This is a genomic window from Nocardia sp. NPDC058244 (assembly GCF_042882065.1).
Lineage (GTDB): Bacteria > Actinomycetota > Actinomycetes > Mycobacteriales > Mycobacteriaceae > Nocardia.
Genome location: NZ_JBHVWX010000004.1, coordinates 560,235 through 584,644, shown reverse-complemented (window position 1 = coordinate 584,644; position 24,410 = coordinate 560,235). Strand labels below are relative to the sequence as shown.

27 protein-coding genes and 1 tRNA gene are annotated in these 24,410 nt (G+C 68.8%); 12 read left to right on the top strand and 16 right to left on the bottom strand.

Features of this window, described 5'->3' with window-relative positions; all coding sequences use genetic code 11:
• Window positions 1–83 precede the first annotated feature (83 nt).
• The 5 genes from ACFVW6_RS15895 to aceE form a co-directional block, all read right to left on the bottom strand.
• The gene (locus tag ACFVW6_RS15895) at window positions 84–1,334 is read right to left on the bottom strand and encodes a KasA/KasB family beta-ketoacyl-ACP synthase (RefSeq protein ID WP_378827212.1); all 1,251 of its coding nucleotides are present in this window, start codon (window positions 1,332–1,334) and stop codon (window positions 84–86) included.
• Between the two features lie 10 nt (window positions 1,335–1,344).
• A complete protein-coding gene (gene acpM, locus ACFVW6_RS15890) occupies window positions 1,345–1,644 on the bottom strand; it encodes a meromycolate extension acyl carrier protein AcpM (RefSeq protein ID WP_019046010.1) in 300 nt (99 codons plus the stop codon).
• An 81-nt stretch (window positions 1,645–1,725) separates the two neighbouring features.
• Window positions 1,726–2,640 carry an ACP S-malonyltransferase gene (locus ACFVW6_RS15885; protein WP_378827214.1) on the bottom strand — a complete coding sequence of 305 codons (915 nt, stop codon included), beginning with the start codon at window positions 2,638–2,640 and terminating at the stop codon, window positions 1,726–1,728.
• A 127-nt stretch (window positions 2,641–2,767) separates the two neighbouring features.
• Entirely contained in the window at window positions 2,768–4,099 is a 1,332-nt protein-coding gene (locus ACFVW6_RS15880) for a PucR family transcriptional regulator (protein WP_378827216.1), read from the bottom strand.
• A gap of 14 nt (window positions 4,100–4,113) precedes the next feature.
• A complete protein-coding gene (gene aceE / locus ACFVW6_RS15875) occupies window positions 4,114–6,897 on the bottom strand; it encodes a pyruvate dehydrogenase (acetyl-transferring), homodimeric type (protein WP_378828159.1) in 2,784 nt (927 codons plus the stop codon).
• A 445-nt stretch (window positions 6,898–7,342) separates the two neighbouring features.
• Between aceE and ACFVW6_RS15870 the strand changes: the two genes are divergently transcribed.
• The 4 genes from ACFVW6_RS15870 to ACFVW6_RS15855 all read left to right on the top strand — a co-directional run bounded on the left by ACFVW6_RS15870 (window position 7,343) and on the right by ACFVW6_RS15855 (window position 9,082).
• Complete coding sequence (locus ACFVW6_RS15870; RefSeq protein ID WP_378827219.1) at window positions 7,343–7,900, top strand: hypothetical protein; 558 nt, start codon at window positions 7,343–7,345, stop codon at window positions 7,898–7,900.
• 117 nt (window positions 7,901–8,017) lie between these two features.
• The gene (locus ACFVW6_RS15865; protein WP_378827221.1) at window positions 8,018–8,440 is read left to right on the top strand and encodes a DUF3052 domain-containing protein; all 423 of its coding nucleotides are present in this window, start codon (window positions 8,018–8,020) and stop codon (window positions 8,438–8,440) included.
• Window positions 8,441–8,513: 73 nt separating this feature from the next.
• Window positions 8,514–8,978, top strand: a complete 465-nt coding sequence (locus tag ACFVW6_RS15860) for a peroxiredoxin (protein WP_218718893.1) — start codon at window positions 8,514–8,516, stop codon at window positions 8,976–8,978.
• Between the two features lie 32 nt (window positions 8,979–9,010).
• Window positions 9,011–9,082 (top strand) — tRNA-Val (locus ACFVW6_RS15855).
• A gap of 225 nt (window positions 9,083–9,307) precedes the next feature.
• On the opposite strand, the gene ACFVW6_RS15850 is transcribed toward ACFVW6_RS15855, so the two are convergent.
• Window positions 9,308–9,946 carry a TetR/AcrR family transcriptional regulator gene (locus ACFVW6_RS15850; protein WP_378827224.1) on the bottom strand — a complete coding sequence of 213 codons (639 nt, stop codon included), beginning with the start codon at window positions 9,944–9,946 and terminating at the stop codon, window positions 9,308–9,310.
• A gap of 190 nt (window positions 9,947–10,136) precedes the next feature.
• On the opposite strand from ACFVW6_RS15850, the gene ACFVW6_RS15845 reads away from it, so the two are divergent.
• The 4 genes from ACFVW6_RS15845 to ACFVW6_RS15830 all read left to right on the top strand — a co-directional run bounded on the left by ACFVW6_RS15845 (window position 10,137) and on the right by ACFVW6_RS15830 (window position 12,759).
• Window positions 10,137–11,012, top strand: a complete 876-nt coding sequence (locus ACFVW6_RS15845) for an alpha/beta fold hydrolase (protein WP_378827226.1) — start codon at window positions 10,137–10,139, stop codon at window positions 11,010–11,012.
• Window positions 11,013–11,016: 4 nt separating this feature from the next.
• The gene (locus ACFVW6_RS15840; protein ID WP_378827228.1) at window positions 11,017–11,508 is read left to right on the top strand and encodes a hypothetical protein; all 492 of its coding nucleotides are present in this window, start codon (window positions 11,017–11,019) and stop codon (window positions 11,506–11,508) included.
• 265 nt (window positions 11,509–11,773) lie between these two features.
• Window positions 11,774–12,406 (top strand): histidine phosphatase family protein, encoded by a 633-nt coding sequence (locus tag ACFVW6_RS15835; protein ID WP_378827230.1) that lies wholly within the window; start codon window positions 11,774–11,776, stop codon window positions 12,404–12,406.
• 23 nt (window positions 12,407–12,429) lie between these two features.
• Window positions 12,430–12,759: a hypothetical protein gene (locus ACFVW6_RS15830; RefSeq protein WP_378827233.1), complete on the top strand. Its 330-nt coding sequence runs from the start codon at window positions 12,430–12,432 to the stop codon at window positions 12,757–12,759.
• Between the two features lie 33 nt (window positions 12,760–12,792).
• On the opposite strand, the gene ACFVW6_RS15825 is transcribed toward ACFVW6_RS15830, so the two are convergent.
• From ACFVW6_RS15825 to ACFVW6_RS15795, 7 genes are all read right to left on the bottom strand, one after another.
• Complete coding sequence (locus tag ACFVW6_RS15825) at window positions 12,793–13,074, bottom strand: hypothetical protein (protein WP_378827235.1); 282 nt, start codon at window positions 13,072–13,074, stop codon at window positions 12,793–12,795.
• Complete coding sequence (locus tag ACFVW6_RS15820) at window positions 13,064–13,624, bottom strand: RNA polymerase sigma factor (protein ID WP_378827237.1); 561 nt, start codon at window positions 13,622–13,624, stop codon at window positions 13,064–13,066. Before ACFVW6_RS15820 ends, ACFVW6_RS15825 begins: the two co-directional genes overlap by 11 nt.
• Before the next feature lie 153 nt (window positions 13,625–13,777).
• Window positions 13,778–14,584, bottom strand: coding sequence for a class I SAM-dependent methyltransferase (locus tag ACFVW6_RS15815; protein ID WP_378827239.1), 807 nt, complete (start codon window positions 14,582–14,584; stop codon window positions 13,778–13,780).
• A gap of 215 nt (window positions 14,585–14,799) precedes the next feature.
• The gene (locus ACFVW6_RS15810; RefSeq protein ID WP_378827241.1) at window positions 14,800–15,375 is read right to left on the bottom strand and encodes a hypothetical protein; all 576 of its coding nucleotides are present in this window, start codon (window positions 15,373–15,375) and stop codon (window positions 14,800–14,802) included.
• 146 nt (window positions 15,376–15,521) lie between these two features.
• Window positions 15,522–17,147 (bottom strand): LuxR C-terminal-related transcriptional regulator, encoded by a 1,626-nt coding sequence (locus ACFVW6_RS15805; protein ID WP_378827242.1) that lies wholly within the window; start codon window positions 17,145–17,147, stop codon window positions 15,522–15,524.
• 53 nt (window positions 17,148–17,200) lie between these two features.
• A complete protein-coding gene (locus ACFVW6_RS15800; protein ID WP_378827245.1) occupies window positions 17,201–18,310 on the bottom strand; it encodes a flavin-containing monooxygenase in 1,110 nt (369 codons plus the stop codon).
• A gap of 124 nt (window positions 18,311–18,434) precedes the next feature.
• Window positions 18,435–18,776 carry a DUF4377 domain-containing protein gene (locus ACFVW6_RS15795; RefSeq protein WP_378827247.1) on the bottom strand — a complete coding sequence of 114 codons (342 nt, stop codon included), beginning with the start codon at window positions 18,774–18,776 and terminating at the stop codon, window positions 18,435–18,437.
• A gap of 180 nt (window positions 18,777–18,956) precedes the next feature.
• Between ACFVW6_RS15795 and ACFVW6_RS15790 the strand changes: the two genes are divergently transcribed.
• The 3 genes from ACFVW6_RS15790 (at window position 18,957) to ACFVW6_RS15780 (ending at window position 21,264) form a co-directional block, all read left to right on the top strand.
• The gene (locus ACFVW6_RS15790) at window positions 18,957–19,772 is read left to right on the top strand and encodes an SDR family oxidoreductase (RefSeq protein ID WP_378827249.1); all 816 of its coding nucleotides are present in this window, start codon (window positions 18,957–18,959) and stop codon (window positions 19,770–19,772) included.
• 116 nt (window positions 19,773–19,888) lie between these two features.
• Window positions 19,889–20,488, top strand: coding sequence for a GNAT family N-acetyltransferase (locus ACFVW6_RS15785; RefSeq protein WP_378827251.1), 600 nt, complete (start codon window positions 19,889–19,891; stop codon window positions 20,486–20,488).
• Window positions 20,485–21,264, top strand: a complete 780-nt coding sequence (locus ACFVW6_RS15780; RefSeq protein ID WP_378827254.1) for a hypothetical protein — start codon at window positions 20,485–20,487, stop codon at window positions 21,262–21,264. The genes ACFVW6_RS15785 and ACFVW6_RS15780 overlap by 4 nt, the downstream gene beginning before the upstream one ends.
• Here ACFVW6_RS15780 and ACFVW6_RS15775 read toward each other — a convergent pair.
• The 3 genes from ACFVW6_RS15775 to ACFVW6_RS15765 all read right to left on the bottom strand — a co-directional run bounded on the left by ACFVW6_RS15775 (window position 21,192) and on the right by ACFVW6_RS15765 (window position 23,044).
• A complete protein-coding gene (locus ACFVW6_RS15775; RefSeq protein ID WP_378827256.1) occupies window positions 21,192–21,545 on the bottom strand; it encodes a hypothetical protein in 354 nt (117 codons plus the stop codon). The two genes, ACFVW6_RS15780 and ACFVW6_RS15775, sit on opposite strands and share 73 nt — an antisense overlap.
• 45 nt (window positions 21,546–21,590) lie before the next feature.
• Window positions 21,591–22,127, bottom strand: coding sequence for a DUF3145 domain-containing protein (locus tag ACFVW6_RS15770; protein ID WP_355279011.1), 537 nt, complete (start codon window positions 22,125–22,127; stop codon window positions 21,591–21,593).
• 101 nt (window positions 22,128–22,228) lie between these two features.
• Window positions 22,229–23,044, bottom strand: coding sequence for a serine hydrolase domain-containing protein (locus ACFVW6_RS15765; RefSeq protein ID WP_378827259.1), 816 nt, complete (start codon window positions 23,042–23,044; stop codon window positions 22,229–22,231).
• 38 nt (window positions 23,045–23,082) lie between these two features.
• On the opposite strand from ACFVW6_RS15765, the gene ACFVW6_RS15760 reads away from it, so the two are divergent.
• The gene (locus ACFVW6_RS15760) at window positions 23,083–24,279 is read left to right on the top strand and encodes a serine hydrolase domain-containing protein (RefSeq protein WP_378827261.1); all 1,197 of its coding nucleotides are present in this window, start codon (window positions 23,083–23,085) and stop codon (window positions 24,277–24,279) included.
• Window positions 24,280–24,410: the final 131 nt, after the last annotated feature.

Below are 24,410 nucleotides of genomic sequence, written 5' to 3'. Positions count from 1 at the left end.
GCGTATGGCGAACCGCCGGTGGGGTCGAACCATTCAGTTGGCGCGACCCCACCGGGGATCGTGAATGCAGTCGATCGGTGCGGCTAAGCCCGACCGAAGGCGAGCGCGACGTTGTGCCCACCGAAACCGAAGGAGTTGTTGATCGCGTACTCGATTTCCTGGTGCCGGGCCTGCCCGTGCACCACGTCGAGGTCGATCTCCGGATCCTGGTTGTCCAGGTTCAGCGTCGGCGGAACGACGCCGTCCCTGATGGCGAGCACGGTGAGCACGGACTCGAGGGCACCGACGGCGCCGATCGAGTGGCCCAGTGCCGACTTCGGCGCGTACACCGAAGCGTGGTTACCCACGGCCAGGTTGATCGCGTTGGCCTCGGCGGTGTCGCCGATGGGGGTCGCGGTCGCGTGGGCGTTGATGTGGGTGATGTCCTGCTTGGTCAGACCGGCGGTCTGGATCGCGCGGGTCATCGCCCTGGCCGCACCGGTGCCCTCGGGATCGGGAGCGACCAGGTGGAAGCCGTCGGACGTGATGCCGGCACCCAGCAGTCGAGCGTGGATGGTGGCACCGCGAGCCTTCGCGTGCTCCTCGGTCTCGATGACCATGAGCGCGCCCGCTTCGCCGAAGACGAAGCCGTCACGATCCTTGTCGAACGGACGCGAGGCGCCCTTCGGATCGTCGTTGCGAGTACTCATCGCCCGCATCATGGAGAACGCGGCGATCGGCACCGAGTCGATGAAGCCCTCGACGCCACCGGTGACGACGATGTCGGCGTCACCCATCACGATCATCCGCCACGCGTTGGCGATGGCCTCCGAACCCGACGAGCACGCCGAGACCGGAGTGACCACTCCCGCCCTGGCCTTCAGCTCGAGACCGACGACGGCCGACGGACCGTTCGGCATGACCATCTGAACAGCCAGCGGCGAGATCTTGCGGTAGCCGCCGTTCTTCAGCTTGTCGACCGAGTCGATCAGCGCGTCGCCACCACCGAGACCGGTGCCGATCGCGACGCCCAGGCGGTCGGGGTCGACCTCCGGGCTGCCCGCGTTCTTCCACACCTCGCGACCGAGGACGGTCGCCAGGCGCTCGACATACGCCATACGGCGGATCTCGACCCGGCTCAGGAGGGTGTCGGGGCTGACTTTCAGGTGACCGCCGATGCGCACCGGCAGGTCGTATTCCTCGATGAAGGAATCCTCGAGAACGTCGATTCCGCTCTCACCGTTGAGGAGTCCCTTCCACGTCGCATCGACATCACCCGCGATCGACGTGGTCGCCGCCATGCTGGTGACGACGACGTTGGGGAAATTCCCGTTCAAGGTGGAAGGAGTGGTCACTGGTTCAGCCCTACTCGGCGTCGAACTTGGCCTTGAGCTCCGCGGCGGCGTCGGAGTTCTCCGCCTCGAGCTTCTGGATGTAGGAGACAGCGTCACCCACGGTCTTCAGGCTGGCCAGATCCTCGTCGGGGATCTTGACGCCGTACTTGTCCTCGGTCTGCACAGCGATCTCGACCATGGACAGCGAGTCGATGTCCAGGTCGTCGACGAAGGACTTCTCGATGGTCACCTCGGAGGGTTCGATACCCGTAACCTCTTCGATGATCTTGCCGAGTTCTTCGACGATCTGTTCCTGGGTCAGAGCGGCCACTTTGGTGGCTCCCTTCTTGTTCTCATTTGTAGGGGTCTTGTACGGCCGGCACCTCGTCGTGCGCGACCGCCGGGGGGAAAGCTAGCCGGAGATGGTCAGTTCGACCAACGCGGGGAGGTCTTCCGGAGTCTTCAGGGCCAGGTTGGGCGTGCCCTTGAGCTCCCGCTTGGCGATACCGACGAGGGTGCCCGCCGGCGGCAGCTCGGCCACAGCGGAGACGCCCGCCTCGCGGACGGTCTCGGTGCACAGGTCCCAGCGCACGGGGCGAGTGACCTGGGCGGCGAGCTTATCGATCGCGTCGGCGCCCGAGGTGACCGGCTTGCCGTCGAAGTTCGACAGCAGCGTCCGGATCGGGTCGCTCGGCGAGATCTGAGCGATGGCATCGGCGACAGCAGCCTGGGCCGGGGCCATGAAAACGGTGTGGAACGCGCCGGCGACGGGCAATGCGCGGACCCGTGCCTTCTCCGGCGGGTTCGCGGCGAGCTCCGCCAGAGCTTCCAAGCGACCCGCCGCCACGATCTGGCCGACCGCGTTGCGGTTGGCCGGGACGAGGTCGAGCTCGGCGAGCCGTGCGAGCACGGTGGCTTCGTCACCACCGAGCACAGCGGACATACCGGTCGGCTCCAGCGCACACGCCTTGGCCATCTCCCGGCCGCGGATGGCGGCCAGGGTGACCGCCTCGTCGGCGGTGATGACGCCGGCGACAGCGGCCGCGGCGAATTCGCCGACCGAGTGTCCGGCGACGATGGTATCCGCCGGGATCGCCTCGGGGGCGATTTCGGCGAACGCGAGCAGTGCGGACGCGACGACGAGCGGCTGGGTCACCGCCGTGTCGACGATCTCCTCGGCCGTCGCGGTGGTACCGAGACGGACCAGGTCGAGGCCTGCGGCCTTCGACCACAGCTCGAGGCGGTCGGACGCACCGGGGAGGGCGAGCCAGGGCGCGAGCATGCCGGGTGTCTGGGACCCCTGTCCAGGGGTGAACAACGCGATCACTCCCTAAGAAAACACTGTGACCCCCGCCGCATGAGATGTCGGCGCGAATGAAGCTTTCGAACGGGTTTTGTAGGGGTCCCACAAAATCCGAGGTGGGGTGTCCCGATCGACCGATTCGCCGATCTCGTTACAGGGGCTCGTAGCCCACTGGGGTAGGCGGGGTTTCTGTGACGGGGGGTGATGATTCGTTATGCGTTCGTGTCAAACGGCCCACTGTCGCCGCGATTCGGAGCACATAAGCGTCTCGGGGATTCATGGGATCACGTCCGGTGATCTCGCCGATTCGTTTGAGACGGTACCGAACGGTATTTGGATGGACGTACAGCTGACGCGCGCACGTTTCTACTGCTCCACCACAATCCAGATAGGCGTCGAGTGTGTCGGACAACGAAGATCCGGCAGCAGCCAACGGGAGCACAAGATACTCGTTCAGCGCCTCGATCGCAGCTCTATCGCCCAGCAGGGCGCGTTCGGGCAGCAATTCCGAGGCGTGAACGGGCCTTGGCGCGCCACGCCAGCCCACCACGGCCTCCATCCCGGCCAGCGCCTCGATCGCGCTGGCATGCGCGGCGCCCAGGGTGCGCATGGTCGGGCCGATCACCACCGGGCCGTCGGAGAAGACGTCGGCCAGCAGATCGGCCAGGAACGGCGAGGCGATCCCGGCGTCGCCGAGATGTCCGCTGACCACCATCACCAGCCGTGCGCCCTGCACGACCGCCAGCGCGGCCCTGCCGTGCCTGGTCGCGATGGTGTGCACCGCGCCGACCGTCGAGACACCCTGATCCGCCGGCGGGGTGCCGACGAGCACGGTGGCGGGCGCGGTGGCGTCCCAGTTCAGCGTGGCCGCGCGGGAGAGCATGTCGGGACCGGTGTCGCCGCGGACCACCGCGTCGACCACCAGCGCCTCCAGGCGGGTGTCCCACGCGCCGCGCGACTCCGCGGCGCTGGCGTACACCGAGGCGGCCGCGAAACCGAGCTCACGCCCGTATCGCAGCACCGCCTCGGTGAGCGCGACCAGCTGCCGGTCGTTGCGCGCCAGGGCGGGCAGCCACTGCTCGAAGAAGTCCATGGCCACCCGCACCATGTCCACGGTCTGGCGCAGCGTCAGCCGCCGCGCCAGATCCTGCGGAATCACCTGGAACGCGTCCAGGCTGAAGCGGATGTCGGAATCGGGATCCTGCAACCACTCCAGGAAGTTCACGACCGCCGTCTGCACCAGCATCTGGACGCCCGCACGCTGCGCGGCGTCCAGATCGGCGAAGAACGGCAGCCGATCCTGCATCGACCCCACCGCCTCGGTGGACAGCCGGCCCGAGAACTGCTTGACCCGCTTGAGCAGCGTGTCGGGCAGCGGATCACGGGTCTGCCGATTCGGGGACAGTGCCCCGGTCGGCAGATAGACCTCGTGTTCGCTGGTGCCCTCGGTGATCCGACGGGGCCGCGGCGGTTTGCGCTCCACAGTCCAATAGTCCGCTACGCGAGTTCCTCGCCCGCGTCCGCACTGGGCTTGGGCGCGGCGGAGACGTCGTCGATGCGGTATTTCGCCGCCGCTTCCACCGCCTTCGCCTTGTCGAGCGTGCCGTCCTTGACCAGACCCTCGAGCACCGCGACCACGATCGACTGCGCGTCGACGTTGAACACCCGGCGCGCGGCCGGGCGGGTGTCGGAGAAACCGAACCCGTCGGTGCCCAGGGTGATGTAGTCGCCCGGCACCCACTGCCGGATCTGATCGGAGACCGCGCGCATCCAGTCCGTGGCGGCCACGACCGGGCCCTGCGTCTGCGCGAGCGCCTGGGTGACGTAGGGCACGCCCGGATCGGTGTCGGGGTGCTTGAGCGCCTGGATCTCCTTGTCCAGCGCCTCCCTGCGCAGTTCGCCGAACGAGGTCACCGACCACACGTCGGCGGCAACGCCCCACTCCTGCGCCAGGATCTCCTGGGCGCGCAGACCGTCGGGGACGGTCACGCCCGAGACCAGGATCTGGGCGCGGATGCTGCCCTCACCACCGCGCTGGTACAGGTAGAGACCCTTGAGCAGACCGGCCACGTCGAGGTCGTCCGGCTCGGCGGGCTGCTGGTAGGGCTCGTTGTACAGGGTGATGTAGTAGAAGATGTTCTCCCCGGCGAATCCGCCGGTCTCCGGCGGATTCGTGCCGGGCAGAGGGCTGGTCTCCGGCGTCGCGCCGCCGTACATCCGGCGCAGTCCGTCGCGCATGATGTGCGCGATCTCGAAGGAGAACGCCGGGTCGTAGGTCACCACGGCCGGGTTGGTCGAGGCGAGCAGCAGCGACTGGCCGTCGTTGTGCTGCAGACCCTCGCCGGTGAGCGTGGTGCGGCCCGCGGTGGCGCCGAGGACGAAACCGCGCGCCAGCTGATCGGCGGCGGCCCAGAAGCTGTCGCCGGTGCGCTGGAAGCCGAACATCGAATAGAAGATGTAGAGCGGGATCATCGGCTCGCCGTGGGTGGCGTAGGAGGTGCCCGCCGCGGTGAAGGTCGCGGTGGAACCGGCCTCGTTGATGCCCTCGTGCATGATCTGGCCGACGGTGCTCTCCTTGTAGGCGAGCATCAGCTCCGCGTCGACCGAGGTGTAGAGCTGGCCGTTGCGGTTGTAGATCTTCAGCGTCGGGAACCACGAGTCCATACCGAAGGTGCGGGCCTCGTCCGGGATGATCGGCACGATCCGCTTGCCGATCTCCTTGTCCCGCAGCAGCTCCTTGACCAGGCGCACCAGCGCCATGGTGGTCGCGACCTTCTGCTTGCCCGAGCCCTTGCGGACCGAGCGGTAGGCCTCGTCGCCGGGCAGGGTCAGCGGCTTGGGCGCCGTGCGCCGCTCCGGCACGAACCCGCCGAGCGACTGACGCCTGCTCAGCATGTACTGGATGGCCGGGTTGTCCATACCGGGGTGGTAGTACGGCGGCAGGTACGGATCCTTCTCCAGCTCGGCGTCCGTGATCGGGATGCGCTGCAGATCGCGGAAGTCCTTGAGGTCCTGCAGCGCCAGCTTCTTCATCTGGTGGGTGGCGTTGCGGCCCTCGAAGTGCTTGCCGAGGGTGTAGCCCTTGATCGTCTTGGCCAGGATCACCGTCGGCTGGCCCTTGTGCGCCATCGCCGCCGCGTAGGCCGCGTAGACCTTGCGGTAGTCGTGGCCGCCGCGCTTGAGGTTCCAGATGTCGCTGTCGGACATGTTCTGGACCAGTGCCTTGGTGCGCGGGTCGCGGCCGAAGAAGTGGTCGCGCACGTACGCGCCGTCGTTGGCCTTGTAGGTCTGGAAGTCGCCGTCGGGGGTGGTGTTCATCAGGTTCACCAGCGCGCCGTCGCGGTCGGCGCCGAGCAGCGCGTCCCACTCGCGGCCCCAGACCACCTTGATGACGTTCCAGCCCGCGCCGCGGAAGAACGACTCCAGCTCCTGGATGATCTTGCCGTTGCCGCGCACCGGACCGTCGAGCCGCTGCAGGTTGCAGTTGATCACGAAGGTCAGGTTGTCGAGCGCCTCGTTGGCGGCCACCTGGATCAGGCCGCGCGACTCCGGTTCGTCCATCTCGCCGTCGCCGAGGAACGCCCAGACGTGCTGGTCGGAGGTGTCCTTGATGCCGCGGTCGTGCAGGTAGTGGTTGAACCGCGCCTGGTAGATGGCGTTCATCGGGCCAAGGCCCATCGACACCGTCGGGAACTCCCAGAAGTCCGGCATCAACCGCGGGTGCGGGTAGGACGGCAGGCCGTGGCCCGGTCCGCCGTGGCTGTATTCCTGCCGGAAGCCGTCGAGCCGGTCGGTGCTCAGGCGGCCCTCCATGAAGGCGCGCGCGTAGATGCCGGGCGAGGCGTGGCCCTGGATGTAGATGTGGTCGCCGCCGCCGGGATGGTCCTTGCCGCGGAAGAAGTGGTTGAAGCCCACCTCGTAGAGCGCCGCCGAGGACGCGTAGGTCGAGATGTGGCCGCCGACGCCGATGCCGGGGCGCTGCGCGCGGTGCACCATGATCGCGGCGTTCCACCGGATCCAGGCGCGGTAGCGGCGCTCGACCTCCTCGTCACCGGGGAACCAGGGCTCATTCTCGGTGGGGATGGTGTTGACGTAGTCGGTGGAGGTGAGCGCGGGGATCGAGACGCGGCGCTCGCCTGCGCGCTCGAGCAGTCGCAGCATCAGGTACCGGGCGCGGCCCGGACCTTCGCGGTCGAGCATGTCGTCGAAGGATTCCAGCCATTCGCTGGTCTCCTCGGGGTCGATATCCGGAAGATACGACGCCACTCCCTCGCGGATCACCCGAACCCGCTCACCGGTAGGTCTGGTGGCGGACTCGGCGCCTGCGGCGGGTGCCGCCGCGGCGGGGTCGTTCGCGGAATTCGCTGATACAGAGTGGATCAGGTCGGTCAAATCTGCTCCTCGTACTGGGGGCTGAACTGCTTGTTGGCGTCGCTATCCCCGGGCCTGCCCGCTTGGTGTGCGGGCCACCCGTCACGAAAGTTTCGGGCGCACCTTTCATCCTTACCGAAAAGGCTGCCCGGGGCATCCCTCCCGAGCAGGTACTGCCCGGTATTTCGCTGGACCACGGCCTGCCGCTCCCCCAGCGGCCCCTGCTGCCTCATTCATATCACTTCCCTATGGATTCCGGACCGAACGTAAGTCCCGGAGCAGCGCCGATCCACGCGTCCGCGGATTCGACTAAGTTCTGCAGGGGAAGCAACCGAGCGAGAGGGATCGGGGAACGATGAGGCTGCTGGACGTGCGCCGGCTCGGGCTGGTCTGTGCCACTGTCGCCGTGACCGCGGGCATGGTCGTGGCCGGCTGCGCCGAGCAGGTGCCAGGCACCGCGACCACCGACCCCGCCGAGGTCGCCGCCTACCAGACCTCCGCCGCCGCGTCCGCCTCGGCCGCCGCCGCGTCCAAGGCCGCCGCCGCGCAGACCAAGGCGATCAGCGACAACTGCACCCAGTTCCCCACCACCACCGGCGCGGGCGTCACCGCCTTCAACGAGTTCGTCACCGCGCACGACCGCAACGCCCCCGACTACGCCGACAAGCGCGAGGCCGCGGCTACCACCCTCGACAACGCCGCGACCAAGGTCGAGACCGGCGTCACCGCGGCGGCCGGGTCGCTGCCCGCCGATCTCGCCGAGAAGTTCACCGCCTACGTCGTGGCCGCGCGCGAGCTGTCCGCCGAGACCAGGAAGATGACCTACAGCTCCCAGGTGACCAAGCTCAACGACGCCAGCCGCAAGATCAACCAGGCCCGCACCGCGGTCCACGACGCCTGCCCGAGCCGCTGAATTCGCCCCGCCGACACGCGGCATACGGTCCCAATTCATCCGATCGGCTTGCGCTGCGGCCGATAACCATGTTCGCTTGCACGTATCTACTGTCGGCAGTTTAGGGAGGACACCACCGTGGTCGCCGCGGCGGACGCGCAGAACTACGCTCAGAAGCTTGGCATTTCTCACGGCTTGGTCGTTCAGGAATTGGGCTGGGACGAGGACACCGACGACGATTTGCGCGCCGAGATCGAGGAGGTCAGCGGCGGCGAGATGGTCGACGTGGACTCCGACGAGGTCGTCGACGCAGTCCTGCTGTGGTGGCGAGAAGGTGACGGCGATCTGGCCGACGAGCTGATGGATGCCATCAGCCCGCTGGCCGATGAAGGCTTCATCTGGGTCCTCACACCCAAAACCGGTCAACCGGGCCATGTCGATCCGAGCGAGATCGCCGAAGCCGCGCCCACGGCCGGCCTGACCCAGACATCCACCATCAGCCTCGGCAGCTGGACGGGCTCGCGCCTGGTCCAGCCGAAGGCACCGTCCAAACAGCGCTGAATCCGCCGTTCGCTAAGGTCTCAGCCGGACGAGAACGCTCGGCTGAGACCCGACACGACGGAGGATTCGCTGTATGCCGCTAGAGGTTGGCACTCTCGCGCCGGACTTCACGCTCAAGGACCAGAACAACCAGCCGGTCTCGCTGTCGGATTACCGCGGCAAGAAGAACGTCCTGCTGGTGTTCTATCCCCTCGCCTTCACCGGCATCTGCCAGGGTGAGCTGTGCAAGGTGCGTGACGAACTGCCCAAGTTCCAGAACGACGACGCCGAGATCCTCGCGATCTCCGTCGGTCCCCCGCCCACCCACAAGATCTGGGCCGCCGAACAGGGTTACCTGTTCCCCCTGCTGTCCGATTTCTGGCCACACGGCGCGGTCACCCAGGCCTACGACGTCTTCAACGAGAAGTCCGGTTACCCCAACCGCGGCACCTTCGTCGTCGACAAGTCCGGCTACATCACTTTCGCCGAGATGAACGGGCCCGGAGAGGCCCGTGACCAGGCGGCTTGGGAGAAAGCGCTCGCCGCGCTAGATTCATAAACCGTCACCGCCGGTTCCCGCCGGCGGTGCCAGGGCGTATAGCTCAGCGGTAGAGCACTGGTTTTACACACCAGCGGTCGGGGGTTCGATCCCCTCTGCGCCCACCCACGAAAGATCGCGTGATCGCCCGCTATATCGGCGACAGTGTCGCCCTGTGTAGCCGGAACCAGCGTGAGATCACCGGCTCCTACCCCGAAGTCATCACAGCTCTGGCCGAAGTCGCCTACAGCCGCACCATGCTGCTCGACGGCGAACTCGGCGCCCCGACGGGTTCCACCGAATCGGTCGCCGGCCGATCAGCTGCTGCAAACCGGCTGGCCGTGTATTGGTCAGCCGGGGGTGTTCAGTACGGCGCCGACGGCTTCGACCATCAGGTCGGTGGTGCGCTGGAGGACATCGGTCAGGGGTTCGGTGAATTCGGTTGCCGCCCAGTGGTCGACGGCGGCGAGGTACCCCCAGGCAGCCTGGGCGGCGGCGTAGCGGATGGTCAGGTCGATGTCGTCGCGCCCGAGCCGCTGGGTCAGCAGGTGCTGGATCTGGTGCTCCAGGCGGTGGATCTGTTGCAGCTCACCGGTGCGGACTTCGGGTTCGGACGTCATCAGTCGGACTCGGCGCCGGATACGTTGCTCTTCACTCGAATGCGCAAGGGCCGCAATGACCATCGGCGCGACGGCGGTGACCGCGGCCAGTAGCTCGGCCGTTGTGACGACGTCGGTGCCTGCGGTCAGCAGGGTGAGGGCTTGGGTGTCGACGTGGTCCCAGACAACCAGTTGTTCCTTGGTGCCGAAGTAGCGGTAGATCGTGCTCGCCGAGACCCCGGCCGCTGCGGCGACCTGCTCCACCGACACCTTGCGGTAGCCGTCGGACTCGAACAATCCCAGGGCGACGTCCTGGATTTCCAGCATCGCCTGAATCTTGCGGCGCTCGAGCAGGCCGGGCGGTTGCGATTGACGGACGGGATCGGGCACCCCGAAACGATACGCGAGCCCAGTGCCGACGACTGACAGTGACTTGCACAACTTCCTCGAGCGGCGCTAGTCTCTGAAAGTCACTTTCAGGCAGCAAGTGACGTTCAGCGCGGTGGGACGAACTTCGGACTACCGACAGTGCGAGGCGGGAGCCAGGGTGGGCAGAAACTCCACAGTCAGCGTCGAATCCGTGAGCCGACCGGAGCCGATACGGCACGATGTCGTTGTCGACGGGCGCCGAGTCGCTTACGTGCAGGCCGGTGCCGGTGAACGCGTGTGTGTCCTCGTCCATGGACTGGGCGGGTGCTGGCGGCACTGGGCCGCGACGATCCCGGCGCTGGCGCGCACGCATCGCGTCCTCGCGGTCGACCTGCCGGGATTCGGCGATTCGGAGAAGCCGCGGGTGTCCAGCATGGGCAACGCCGTGGCGGTGATCGACGCACTGCGGGAACGGTGCGGGGTCGAGCGGATCGATCTGGTCGGGCATTCGATGGGCACTCTGGTGGCGTGCGAGGTCGCGGCCAGACTTCCCCACACGGTGGACCGAATTGTGTTGGCCGGTGGCCCGATCACCTCGGTGCTGGCGCTGTTCGACGCGCCGATCACCACCCTGCGCCGCGACCCCGGGCTGGTGAATTTCCTGGTCGAAGCGGCGACCGCGGGGCTACCGCTGCCGCCCTCGATCCAGGCACTGATCGTCCGAACCCCGTGGGCGCGAAAACTGGCGCTGGCGCCGTATGTTCCGCGTCCGGACGATATCTCCCAGGAGACGTTCGGCCACTTCCTCGCCGGTGTGGGCGGTCCCGGCACCCTGTCGACGTTGCGACAGGGATTCGGTTACGACTTCACCGCCGCGCTGACACTCACCCGTCCGACACTGCTGATCGGCGGCGAGCTCGACCGGATCGCCCCAGCGGCCGACCTGCGCGGCTTCGCCGCCGACAACCCGGCAGTGCAGCAGGTGGAAATCCTTTCCGGTGCCGGACACCTGCCGATGCTCGAAAAGCCCAACGAATTCAATCTGCTCGTCACCGAATTCCTCGCTACCGACACAGAATCCAGGTGAACTCATGACCACGATCCCCACCCGCATCGCCGCCGATCTGCACCGACTCGTCGAATCGGAAGATCTCGGCTCGTCCTTCTTCGCCGCTGCTGCCGATCACGCCTCGTCCGCCCGCCGCCGCGCCGGCTGGCAAGCCCTGCACGAGTTGGAGATCCGGACCCAGGCCGGCGTCAGCGCCTTCCTCGAACGCGCCGATCTGGCTATTCCATCGACCAATGCCATGGCCGACACCCTCGGCCGCATCGGTGGCAGCGGTTTGCACCTGATGCCCTACGGACTGCAACTGCGCATGGTCCGCGAAACGACCACCCGCTACCTGCCCGCCTTTCATCGTCTTGCCCGGCACTACGAAAATACCTCCGAGGCAAAGTTTTTCGACTACGTCGTCCGGCATGAACTGGCCATCATCGAGTTCACCAGCCACGCCCTCGCCGACGCTCCCGCCTGCATCGACCCCGTCCTACGCCTCCTCGACCACCCGGTCCCTCTCAACTGAACCGGCATGAGGACGACGAACGGCGCCGGAACCATGAGATTCCGGGGCCGTTCTGCGTCGTTGGCATGCCAGCGCGGATACCAGGTCCCGGTTCGAACGATGCGACTCGGCCGGATACTGGCCGTTACCTCGGTCGTTGGAGTAGAAAGGAACCGGGCCGAGAGCCTGCGCGGTTTACGCACCAGCGGTCGGGGGTTCGTTCCACTCTGCGCCCACTCACAGCGTCATCTGATCTGCCGATCGGCTCCCACGAGAAGGGTGCACCGTGCGCACTGTCTACGTCGTCACGCATCCGGAAGCGACGCATCACGTCGACCGCCTGGTGGGCGGCTGGTACGACTCCGCGCTCACCCCCGCCGGGTTACGGGACGCGGAAGCGATCGCCGCCGCCGTCCGCACGCGGATTCCCGAGGACGCCGAGGTCGAGCTGTACTCCTCGGATCTGCGGCGGACCGTCCAGACCGCCGATGCTCTCGCCGCGCGCCTGGGAGTCGTTGCGACACTGGACGACCGACTACGGGAGAAGTCGTACGGCGACGCCGGTGGGCGCCCCCAGCGCTGGCTCGACGACCGCTTCCGCCCACCCCCACCCGTCGGCGACCGCATGACCCACGACGAGGGCATCCCCGGCGCCGAAACCAAAGCCGCGCTCGCCCACCGCATCTACCCCGCCCTCGACGACATCCTCCGCAGCGACTGCCGCCACCAGATCATCGTCACCCATGGCGGCGCACTGACTTTCGTCATCGCCGCATGGATCCGCATGCCCCTCGACGCCGCGGGCTACGCCCACTTCCACGCCACCTCGGGCGGCATCACCGAACTCCGCGAAGACAACTACTTCCACAACCGCCAACTCCACACCCTCAACGACACCAGCCACCTCGCTGACCGGTAATCTATTCGGGTCATACTCGCTCGGTGCGGTGGATTCGTGACTACTACGCCGACGAAGGTCTCTGGCTGCTGATCGAACTCGATGACGATGGCCACCCGGTCCGCCAGGTCGACCTCCGTGGCCGGGATGGCGTCCCGGTGACCGCCACGGCACTCGACGAGGTGCTGCGGGCTCGCGATCAGGGCGGCATCAGTGCGGTTCAGGACTACGAACGGCGATATGGCGTGCTCGCGGAGGGTAACGCCGACAGCTGGGACCTGGCCGACAGCTCGCTCGAAGTGATCGGCCCGGACGAATTCGAGAAGATCTGGACGGCGGCTCGGCGGGCCATGGGGCAGCGTGCCCCACGGTGATTTCGTGGGGCACGCTGCGATCCAGCCCCTGAGCTAGGAGGGGACCTTGGCGCGGTCGGCGACGGTCAACGTGCAGACGCCGCCTTCGCAGGAGCGCTGGAGTTTTCCTCGGGAGAGGGTTTGCATCAGGCCGATGGCCCAGCAGGTCGGGCAGCCGCGCAGGGCGAACAGGCCGACGGGTAGGAGCAGGAGGCTGAGCAGGCCGGTGAGGGGGATGAGGGCGACGGAGCCGGTCAGGGCGAGGAAGCCAAGGGCGCCGCGCAGCAGGTGGATGGGGAGGGATGAGCTCGCGTAGTCGGGGGCCTCAGGTGTCATCGTGTTCTCCTGGGACCGGGTCGGTGTGCAGGGTGTCGCGTACGGCCGCGCGGGCACGGTGCAGGCGTGATTTCATCGCGGCGGTGCTGAGGCCGAGGGTGTCGGCGACCATGCGGCCGCTGTAGCCCTGGATGTCGCGCATGATCAGGACGCGGCGCTGATCGACGGGCAGGGCGGCGACCGCGGCCGCGACTCTGCCCGCTTCGAGACGTTGCAAGACCTCGTCCTCGGCCGACGCGGCCGACGCGATCGGCGGTACCGGCGGGCGATCCCGCAGGCCGAGCCGCGCGCGCCGCAGGCACTCGTTGCGCACGATGCGGAACATCCACGACGCGAGCGCCCCGGAGGCCCGCAGCATCCCGATCTTGCGATACAGGATGATCAGCGCCTCCTGGGCCGCGTCCTCCGCGTCTTCCGGTGTGGCGCACAGGGATCGGGCGAAGCGCTGGATGGTGGGGTGCGAGCCCGACACCAGCGCGGCGATCGAATCGACGTCACCACCCTGCGCGGCGACGATCAGCTGATGATCGGGCCAGCTCGCCTCAGCCACGCCCGGCTCGTTTGCGCCGCACGACGACCATGCACGTGCACAGCGCCATCAGCCCGACGACGATTCCGATTCCGATGAGCACAGCAACCTCCGTTTCCGTTCCCGACATTGTCGTCGGGACATGGATAAGAGGCACCGGCCGCGCAAAAGGATTCAGACACCCGATCGCGGGGGTCGGCGAGCGGTGACGATCCACGCGCGCGAGTCGAAGTACACGCCGTCACCGGTGTGATGCGCGTCGAGCAGTGCCCGCAGCCGCGCCCGCGCCGCCTCGGCGCCCGCGGGCCCCAGACCGGCGATGATGTCGCGGAACTCCACCAGCCGCAGCACATTGTCGAAGGCGGTGGCGCTGTCCCGGCCGTAGTAGACCGGCTCATGGACCTCGGCGAACGCGATATCGGTGAATCCGGCGGCCGCCAGGATGCCTTCGGTGACGGCCGGATCGGCGAGCGCGAACGCCCCGGGACCGTCCCCGGCGATCGCCGCCTCGGTCGTGAGGGTCTCGCGGATCACCGAGGTCCACTCGTTGCGGTCGCGGCCCTGCCACACCAGCAGCACCAGCCGCCCCGAGGGGCGCAGCGCACGACCGATATTGGTGAACGCGGTCACCGGGTCGGCGAAGAACATCGAGCCGAACCTGCTGATGCCCACGTCGAAGTATCCCGGCGGGAACGGATGCGTCTGAGCGTCCGCCAGCTGAAAACTCACATTGGCCAGACCCTCGTCGACGCTGAGGCGACGGGCGTGCGCGAGCATCCGCTCCGAGACATCGACGCCGACGACGGTGCCCTCCGCGGCGGCACGCGCCGCTTCCCGCGTGGTCTGCCCGGCGCCGCACCCGATATCGAGCACCCGGTCGTGGACGCGCACCCGCGCCGCGGCCCGGAAATGGGCATTGTGCAGGCGCAGCTCGGCGTCGTAGTCGAACACCTCGGCAGGCTTGTCCTCTGGTTCTGTCACCGGATCCCCTCAACGCTCGACCGGACATCGCGCAGGACGCCGTGCGCCCGATCTGCCGTCACCGGCGCGACCGCCACCGAGTCCCCCCGCTCCAGCGTAGAGCGTCGGGTCGGCAGCGCGAACAGGCTCGTGTTCGGCGCGCCACAGGTCGAGGAAGAGATTCCGTCGCTGTCGACGATGCGGTGGCCGGCCCTACCGACCACCGCATCCATTCACTAAGGCGTCGAGTAGCCGATGAGGGCGCCGATGCCCGCACCGATCGGAATGGTGATCAGCGCGCCGACACCGCCGAGGAAGAACCCGAGGACCGCGCCGATGCCCGCGCCGACCAGGGCGCCGATGCCCGCGTTGTGCTGCTTGCGGGCGAGGGTGTCGCTCGCTTCGTCGACGAAGGTCGCCAGGTTGTCGGTGACGAAGGTGGGCGCGGCGACCGGCCGTAGGGTGACCGACTGCCCGTCGGCGGCGATCCCCGCGGCCAGCTCGACATCGCCCGCGCCGGTGACGATGCGGGTCGGCACGGCGGCCACCACCCGCCCGGACCGATCGGAGAGGGTGACGACGCCCCCGGCGAGCCGGAACGTGCCGTCGGCGACGGCGGCGGTGAGTCCGGAGCCGTCGGCGAGCGGACTCGCCGTGAACGCCACTCCCCCTTCGACGCCTTGGACGGTCGGAACTGCTGCTGCTGGTCCGGCGTGCGCGGTGGTGGCCGCGAGGCCGAGAGCCCCTGCCGCGAGAACGGCGACGGTGCCGAATCGTCGTGCGCTGGAACTCGTTCGAGACGAGAAAAACATCTTGCCCCTCCAGTCTGCCCGCCGAGATCGGCGGAACATCCTCTGCTGGACCGGATCTCGATCCGCGCACATTTTCGCATCGTTAACGATCACAGGAAACCCCACCAGCGGTGATACCGGAAAAACATCACCGGATCCGCGTGAATTCAGGTGAGGTTGTGTTCGTAGGCGAAGGCGGCCGCCGCCGTCCGCGAGCCGACCTCGAGCTTGGTGAAGATATTCGACAGATGCCGCGCGACGGTCTTCTCGCTGACCACCAGCTCCCCCGCGATCTGCGGATTGCTGCGCCCCGCCGCCACCAGCCGCAGCACCTCGACCTCGCGCGCGGTCAGCCCGCCGGGCAGGGCGGGCGTGAGCAATCGCCCCACCTCGTCGGCGGCCGGAGTGGCGCCGAGCCGCGCGAAGATCCGCTGCGCGGCGGCGAATTCCATCCGGGCCGAGTCCTCGTCGGCGAGCGCCCGCAGCGCGCGCCCGAGATCGGTGCGGCAGCGAGCGGTCTCGTACGGCGCGTCGAGCGCCGACCACAGCCGGACCGCGCGACGCAGTTCGCCGACCGCGCCGACCGGGTCACCGTTCACCGCCGCCACGCAGCCGGCCGCGTGGGCGGCCGACGCCCGCAACGCGGTGCAGCCGAATCCCTCGGCCACCGCCGACAATTCGACACTCAGCGCGCTCGCCTCGGCCGACTCCCCTGAGGTGAGCAGAATGTCGACCGCGGCGGGCAGCACCCGGGAGCGACGCACGGGATCGGGTGTCTCGGCCACCAGCCGCCGCACGGTGGCCACGGCGGCGGCGGTGCGACCACGGGCCGCCCAGAGCAGCGCCAGCCCGGGCTGGGGATCATGGCCGTATCCGACGGCCTCGGCGTAGGCGTCACCGGCTGCGGGGAACGCGCCCCGCAGGCGCAGCACGTCACCGCGCTCCGCCAGCGCGAGACCGGCGGGCGCGACGGTCCCGGCCGCGAGATAGCGCCCGAGCGCCGACTCGAACTCCTCCAGCGCGGCATCGTAGGCGCCGTGCACCCGCATCAGCTGTCCGCGATGCACCGCGCACTGCCCGGTGAACAGCACCAGACCCGGTTGATCGGCACACCAGGTGGTCAGGGCCAGCGTCCACTGCTCCATCCTGGCGAAATCGGAGATCTCCTGGCACGCCTCGACCAGCGAGCAGTAGATCTCGCCGGCGAACAGCGTCGACACCTCACCCGCCGCGACCGCCGCCATCGCCTCGTCGAGCAGGGCGAGTCCTTCGCGCACCCGGCCCGCGTAGAGGGCCACCCGGCCCTGGACCGACAGGCCCATCGCGATCAGCTCCGGCACCTCGAAGCGGCGCCCGTAGTCGGTGACGCGGTCCGCGCAGGCCCCCAGCTCACCGAATTCGCCCGCGGCCAGATGTCGGTGCAGCACGGCCACCCACACGTAGCCGTGTTCGACGACCTCGCCGGGGATATCCGCCAGCAGCCGCTGCGCCCGGGCCACCCAGCCGCTGCCGACCGCGGCTTCCCCGCTGTTCAGCAGGGTCATCGCCAGCCAGAACGCGCAGCGCGCCGCCGCGGTGACCGCGCCCGCGTCCAGGTGCAGCTGGTACGCGCGCTGCATGGCCTGGATGCTGTCGTTGGTCCGGCCGGTGAGGTGGGCCGCGGTGGCGAGGCGGGCGAAGTCCTCGGCCCGGAGCAGGTCGGCGTCGGTCCCGGACAGCGCCTCGAAGGCGGCCACCCATTCCCGGCGCTCGTAGGCCTCCCGAGCCCGCAGCAGACTGTCGACCACGCTCATCGCACATCACCCTGTCTAGGAGGATACGCGCAGGTCACGGCGATTGTCGGTGGTCAGGCGGCGGCTACGTCCGGTGCGAGGTCACGCGAGCGGGCCACGATCCGGCGGGCGAGGTACTCGGCATCGCGGCCGACGCCGGGGAAGACCATCGAGGAGAACGCGTACTGGAAGCTCAATCCGCAGAAGAACAGCCCTGGCGCGTCGTCGACGACCCCGCGATATTCCCTCGGCCAGCCGTTCTCGTCGAAGACCGGCAGGTCGATCCAGTCGAACACCTGCCGGAATCCCGTGGCCCACACGATGTTCCGGACCTCGAGCAGCGTGCCGTCGTCGAGTTCGGGCCGGCCGTCGCGCACCCCGCGCACCCGCTGGGTGATCCGCTCGACACCGCGCTCGGCGAGATCGGCCCGCTTGACCCGCAGCATGGGTCCACCGTGGAAACGCACCTCGCGCAGCTGTTTCCGGCCGATCGGCGTGCGCCGGGTGACGATGTGCCGCCAGGCGAACACCAGGATCGGCAGCGCGACCCGGATCGCCCGCGAGTCCCAGCGCAGCGGAATCTGCCCGCAGTCGCGACCGCACAGGATCGTCGGGTGGGTGCGGGCGAGTTCGTAGGCGATATCGGTGCCCGAATGCGAGGCACCGACCACCAGCACCGGCCCGTCGCCGAGCTGGTCGGGACCGCGATACCGGCTCGAATGCAGTTGGGTGATCGACGGATCCAGCTCGGCCGCGAAGTCCGGCACGTGCGGCGTGCGGCCGAAGGTGCCCGTCGCGACGACGACATTGTCACAGCGGATGACGTCGTCACCGAGGTGGGCCAGGTAGCCGCCGCCCGGCCGCGCGGTGAGCCGGTCGACCCCGGTCCGCATCCGCACCGGCAGATCCCAGTGCAGGGCGTATTGCTCGAGATAGGCCGCCACCTCGTCCTTGCCGGGATAGCTCCAGCGGTCGGCCGCCGGGAACGGCAGGCCGGGCAGGCCGTCGTACTTGGCCGGGGTGTAGAGGCGCAGCGAGTCGTAGTGCCGTCGCCAGTTGTCGCCGATGCGCTCGCCGCGATCGACGATCAGGAACGGTTGTCCCGCCCTTCGCAGCGCACTGCCGGTCGATAAACCGGCCTGACCTGCGCCGATGATCAGTGTGTCGATGTATTGGATGGTCATGACGGCCTCCTGGCTCCTGGGTTCGCGTCCTGGATTCCGACGCTAGGGAGCCAGCCGTCACCGCCGCATCGGACGGATCACCCATTCGCCGCCGTCGCGGTCTGGGTCGATTCGCGTAGTCGGCTCAGGCCAGGGTTTTCGAGTCGACGCTGACGAGGTCGTAGCGACGGCTGGAGTGATCGGCGGGCGGGTTGTCGACCGGGCTGACCCGAACGGTCAGCTCGTAGGCGTAGCCGGGCTCATAGGTGAACCCGGTGATGCCCTCGTAGAACAGCTGCCAGCGCTCCTCGGGCGCGTACCTTATCTGCAGGCACCGCATGGGCGCGACGCCGACGCAGTCGACCTGCTCGGGCGCGACGAGCATCCGGACCGTCTCGTCGTGCGGCGCGGGCTGCTCATCGGCCGGACTCGCACAGCCGAGGACGCCGACGGCGAGCGCCGCGCCGAGCGGGAGGAGTCGTCGCATCGTGGTGCCCTTCGGCCGTCGGGAGGAGCTGGTCGCTTGCCCCGCCAGGGTAGCTGACCGGTAACCATGATCGATGTAGCCGTCCGCGACCTGCGGGAAGACGTCGAAAATTGCTACGTGCTGCCGACGAATTCCGTTGGCAGAATGGGGACCTCATCGAGTAGTACCGGAGGGAAATACATGACCATCCTGGTAACCGGGGCCACCGCGAACATCGGCCGCAAGGTCGTCGACCATCTGCTCGCCGCGGGGCACACCGAGGTCCGCGCGCTCACCACCGATCCACGCAAGGCCGCGCTGCCCGCCGGCGTGGAGGTGGTCGAGGGCTATCTGCGCCGCCCGGAGACGCTGCCCGCGGCGTTCGACGGCGTGGAGCGGGTGTACCTGGCGCCCACCCCCGACACGGTGGCCGAGGTGCTCGCGCTGGCCCGCGCGGCGGGGGTGAAGCACGTTGTCGATCTGTCGGGTGAACCGGAGAGCTGGTGGGGCACGGTGAGCACGGCCGTCGAGGACAGCGGTCTGGCCTGGACCCACCTGTGGCCCGCCGACTTCATGGAGAACACGCTCACCTGGTCGCAGCAGATCCGCGACACCGCCACCATCCGTGAGCCGTACCCCGACACCGCGACCGCGCCCATCGCGATGGACGACATCGCCGCCGTCGCCGCCACCGCCCTGCTCTCCGACACCCATCAGGGCCGCGCCTACCCGCTCGCAGGCCCCGAAATCCTCAGTCGCACAGCCCTCGTCGCCCACCTCGCCACCGCCCTCGGACGCGATCTGGCCTTCCGGCAGTCCACCCGCGAGGAAACCATCGCCGCCCTCACGCCCACCATGGGTGACAACGCCGTCTGGTACGTCGAGAATGTCCTCACCGACTACGCCCCCGACCCCGGCACCCTCCCCATCACCAGCGTCCACGACATCACCGGCCGCCCCGCCACCACTTTCGCCGAGTGGGCCGCCACCAACGCCTCCCGCTTCCTCGCCCCCTGACGTCTCCGCGCCGGCGAGCCGCCCGGCCTTCACTGCGGTCGCCCGCCGCGGGCGTCGGCGATCGGGGAATCGAATTCGCATTGCGCGCGTGCGGATCGGTGGACGACCATCGGGGTGTGGACACCGAACATCCCCCAGCACTGCCGCCGGGGACCGTGCCGCCCGATCGAGTGCTGGTCGGGGACCTGGTGATCCGGCGGTGGCAGGCCGAGGATCTGGCAGCCAAGTTCGCCGCGATCAACGCGTCGTTCGACCAACTGCACCACTGGATGGAGTGGGCGACCGAGCCGCCGGACTTCGACGACGTGGCCGCGAACCACGCGACGCTCTCGGCATGGCCGACACCGGACGGCGGATTCAACTACGGCGTCTTCGATCGCGCGAACTCCCTCCTCGGAGTCGTCGGCCTGCACGATCGCGTCGGCCCGGCCACCCTCGAAATCGGCTACTGGTGCCACACCGAACACGTCGGCCGCGGCGTGATCACCCGCGCCGCCGGCGCCCTGACCACCATCGCGCTGACCCTCCCCGGCATCCACCGCATCGAAATCCATTGCGACGCGGCCAACCTCCGCAGCGCCGCGGTAGCCCGCCGCCTCGGCTACCGCCTCGCGAGCACCGGCCCCCGAGCCGTCTCCACCCCCGGCGAATCGGGCCGCGGCATGCTCTGGGTCATGGACCGCCCCGCGCATCGCGGCCCTACAGTGGCCGGGTGAGCGATGCGACGCGTTCCGGCGCGGTGACCGGGCGGCCGAACGGCGGCCTGGGGTGGGCCGTGGCCACCGCCGCGGCGTCAGCGGTGGTGACCGTGCTGGTGGTCGCGGCGATCGGCGGCGCGGTGAGCACCGGAATCGCGGCCGCGGTCCACACGCCCGACCGGCTGACGGTCCTCGCCACCGCGGGCGTCTACCTCTGGATGGTGGTCGTGCCGGTGGCGATCGGAGCCGGTGTCACGGTCGGAATCGGCCTTTCCGCAGCGGCATTGGCCGATTCCGCCATCGCGGGCCGGAGTCCACGCGCGTTCCTCGGCCGCTGCGGCGCCGCCGGAATCGCGGGCGCCGCTCTGCTGTGGCCCTTCGCCGCGCTGTCCGGTGTCGTCGCGGCGACCTGGACTGCCCGGCTGGCGGACGGGGCCACCGTCGACAGCGCTTCGCGGATCATCATGCGGGTCCTGCGCTCGGTCGACGACTGGTCGTTCGGCTACACCCTGTCGACGGCCGCCGTCGGTGTGTTCGCCCCGATCCTCCTCCGTCGGCGAACCGGCGCTAACAACGGTCGAATCCTCGCCGCCACCACCGCCGTTCTGGCGGTGTGCGCGCTGGTGTTCACCGCTCACGCGACCTACCTCAACCGCCCGGTCGCCCCGGCATCCACCGAATCTCTTGCCGCCGTTCTGAACTGGCGGTCGGTGCGAGTCGGTCAGGCGCGGCCGAGCCACTCCTTGACCAGTTTGGTGCCGTCGGTCTTGCACATCGCCTGCACGATCTTGTAGTTGCTCGGGTTCACGAGCGTCTTGTATCCGAGCTGGTCGGCCAGGGCGGGCAGGGTCGATTTCTGGGTGGGATCGTCGAGGGCCAGGAACTGGGCGCAGGTCATGGTGGTCAGATCCCCCGCGGGGGCCGGTGCGCCGGATGTGGTCGGCTTGGTCGACGGTGCCGCGGTCGATGACGCGGGTGTCGCCGTTCCCGCCGTGTCACCGGAACATCCCGTCAGCGCCAGTACGGCGCCGACGAGCACGATCGACCACCCGAATTTCCCGCCCCCACGTGTCATACCGACGAAGGTAGCAGCGCCACGGCCGACGCGCGGATCGAGCGGTCAGCCGACGTCGCGGCGCAGCCAGGTGACTTCGGCGCCGACGCAGTCGGTGCCCTGGCGGTAGGCCTCGAGGTCCTCGTCCCACGCGGTCCCCAGGGCGCGGTCGATCTCGGCGGACAGGTCGTAGGTGCCGTGGCCGCCGAGTTCCCTGGCGGCCTGGAGTAAGGCGCGTAATCGCATCTCGCCGAGCATCACATCGCCGTTGGCGCCGGTGGAGCCGTGCCACAGGCCCAGGGCGGGGACGAAGCTGTAGCGCTCGCCGTCGACGCCTTCGCTGGGGTCCTCGGTGACCTCGAAGCGCAGAACCGGCCAGGCGCGCAATGATTGGGCAATCCGCGATGCCGTGCCGACGGGACCGATCCAATCGCTGCTGGCGCGCAGTTGTCCGTCGGCGGGTTGCGCGGTCCAGCGCAATTTCGCGGGGGCGGAGAGCGCGGTGGACAGTGCCCATTCGACGTGCGGGCACAACGCGGCGGGCGATGAGTGGATGTAGACCACACCCGCCGTCGCATCAGCGAACTGACTCGATGCGCGCACTACACAACACCTCCAGCCTCGACAAGGAGCGTCTTCCCCAACGACCCGTCGGACTGGCGTGGCCCGAGTGTACTGAAGTGTTCGGTGGTACGGGTGTTACTTCACAGCGTGTTGTGTGTCTCTGCGATCACGGAATCGCTGAATTTCGGCCACGCCGCTCGAGCCCAGTCGCCGAAATTCTCGTCGCTCAGCGCGATCGTCGCCACTCCTATTTCCGGGTCGACCCACAGGAACGTGCCGGACTGCCCGAAGTGCCCGTAGGTCCGCCCGGAATTGGCGGATCCGGTCCAGTGCGGGGATTTCCCGTCGCGGATTTCGAATCCCAATCCCCAGTCGTTGGGGCGCTGGGAGCCGAATCCGGGCAGGACTCCGTCGCGGCCGGGGAATTGCACCGAGGTCGCGTCGGCGAGAGTTTGCTCGGATATCAATCGAGGTGTCAGCAACTCGACGGCGAATCGAATCAGGTCGTCGACGGAAGCCTTCGCCGCGTGCCCGGCGGAACCGTCGAGGACCGCGGTGCGCATACCGAGCGGTTCGAATACCGCCTCGTGCAGATAGTGCGGGAAGGCGATGCCGGTATTCGCGGTGAGGAAATCGGCGAGCAGTTCGAAGCCCGCGCTGGAATAGATGCGCCGGGCGCCGGGCGCGGCGATGACGTCGGGGGTGGCGAAGGCGACGCCGGAGGTGTGGGCGAGCAGATGCCGCACGGTCGATCCGGGCGGACCGGCGGGCTGATCGAGCTCGACCGCGCCCTCCTCGATCGCGACGAGCGTGGCGTAGGCGACGAGGGGCTTGGTGACCGAGGCCAGCCGGAACACCCGCGCGGTGTCGCCGGTGGTCGACACGCCACCCGCGGTGACGACCGCGGCGGCGGCATTGGCGACCGGCCAGTGCTGGATCTGCTCGAACGAACGCATATCGGCAGCGTACGAGACGCCGCTACGATCGAGTCACCATGAGTCCCGCACCATCGATCCACGGCGACGTGGCGGCCGGTTTCGGCCCCGTCGCCGACGCCTTCCGCCGCAACTTCACCGAGCACGGGGAGATCGGCGCCGCCGTGGCCGTCTACGCAGGTGGCGAGCCCGTGGTCGACCTGTGGGCAGGCCATCGCGACCGCGCTCGCGCGGTGCCGTGGGAGCGCGACACCATCGTGCCGGTGTTCTCCTCCTCGAAGGGGATGTCGGCGTTCACGATCGCCACGGCCGTCTCGCGCGGCCTGCTCGACTACGAGCAGCCGGTGGCGACGTACTGGCCGGAGTTCGCCGCCAACGGCAAGGACGCGATCACCGTCCGGCAGCTGATCGACCATCAGGCCGGGCTGTCCGGGCTGGACCGGATCGTGAAACTGCGCGAGCTCGCCGATCGCGACGCCCTCGGCACGCTGCTGGCCGAGCAGAAGCCGGCGTGGCGGCCGGGCACCCGGCACGGTTACCACGCGCTGACCCTCGGCCTCTATCAGAGCGAGCTGCTGCGCCGCGTCGATCCGGCGGGCCGCAGCCTGGGCCGGTTCTTCGCCGAGGAGATCGCCGCCCCGGTCGAGGCCGATCTGTTCATCGGGCTGCCCGGGACCGAGCCGATGGAGCGGGTCGCCGAGCTGTCGGCGACCAAGGGCCTCGATATCCTGCGCTACGAACTCGCCGACATCCCGGTGCGGATCGGCGCCGAGGTCTACGCCAAGCGCGGGCTCTCCTACGCGGCGCTGACCAATCCGCGCCCCGGCGCGCCCGCCCGCGCCGCCCGCCGGGAATTCCTGGAGATCGAGTGGCCGGGCATGAACGGCGTCGGCAACGCCCGCGCGCTGGCCCGGGTCTACGGCGCGGCGGCCGGGCGCACCGGCGCGCTGCCGATCAGCGACACCGTGCTCGACCTGCTCGCCGCGGCCGACACCGCCGACGACGTGCCCGCCGACGACCTGGTGCTGCACACCAAGAGCCGCTACCACCTCGGTTTCCGCAAGTCGCGCGGCAGTTTCCGCTTCGGCTCGGACAAGCGCGCCTACGGCACCACCGGCCTCGGCGGCTCGTTCGGCTTCGCCGACCCGACGACGGGCCTCGGCTTCGGCTACAGCATGAACCGCCTCGGCATGGCGATCCTCGACGACGTCCGCAGCCGCAATCTGCGCGAGGCCGTCCTGCGCTGCGCCGGCTGACCTCGGCGCGGGGGGGGGGGGGGGGGCCCCCCCGGGCGCCCGCGGGGGGGGGGGGTGGGGGCCGGGGGGGGGTTAAAAAAAATAACCACCGGCCGAAGATAAAGGGGGTGTATAGGGGGGGGGGGGGGGAA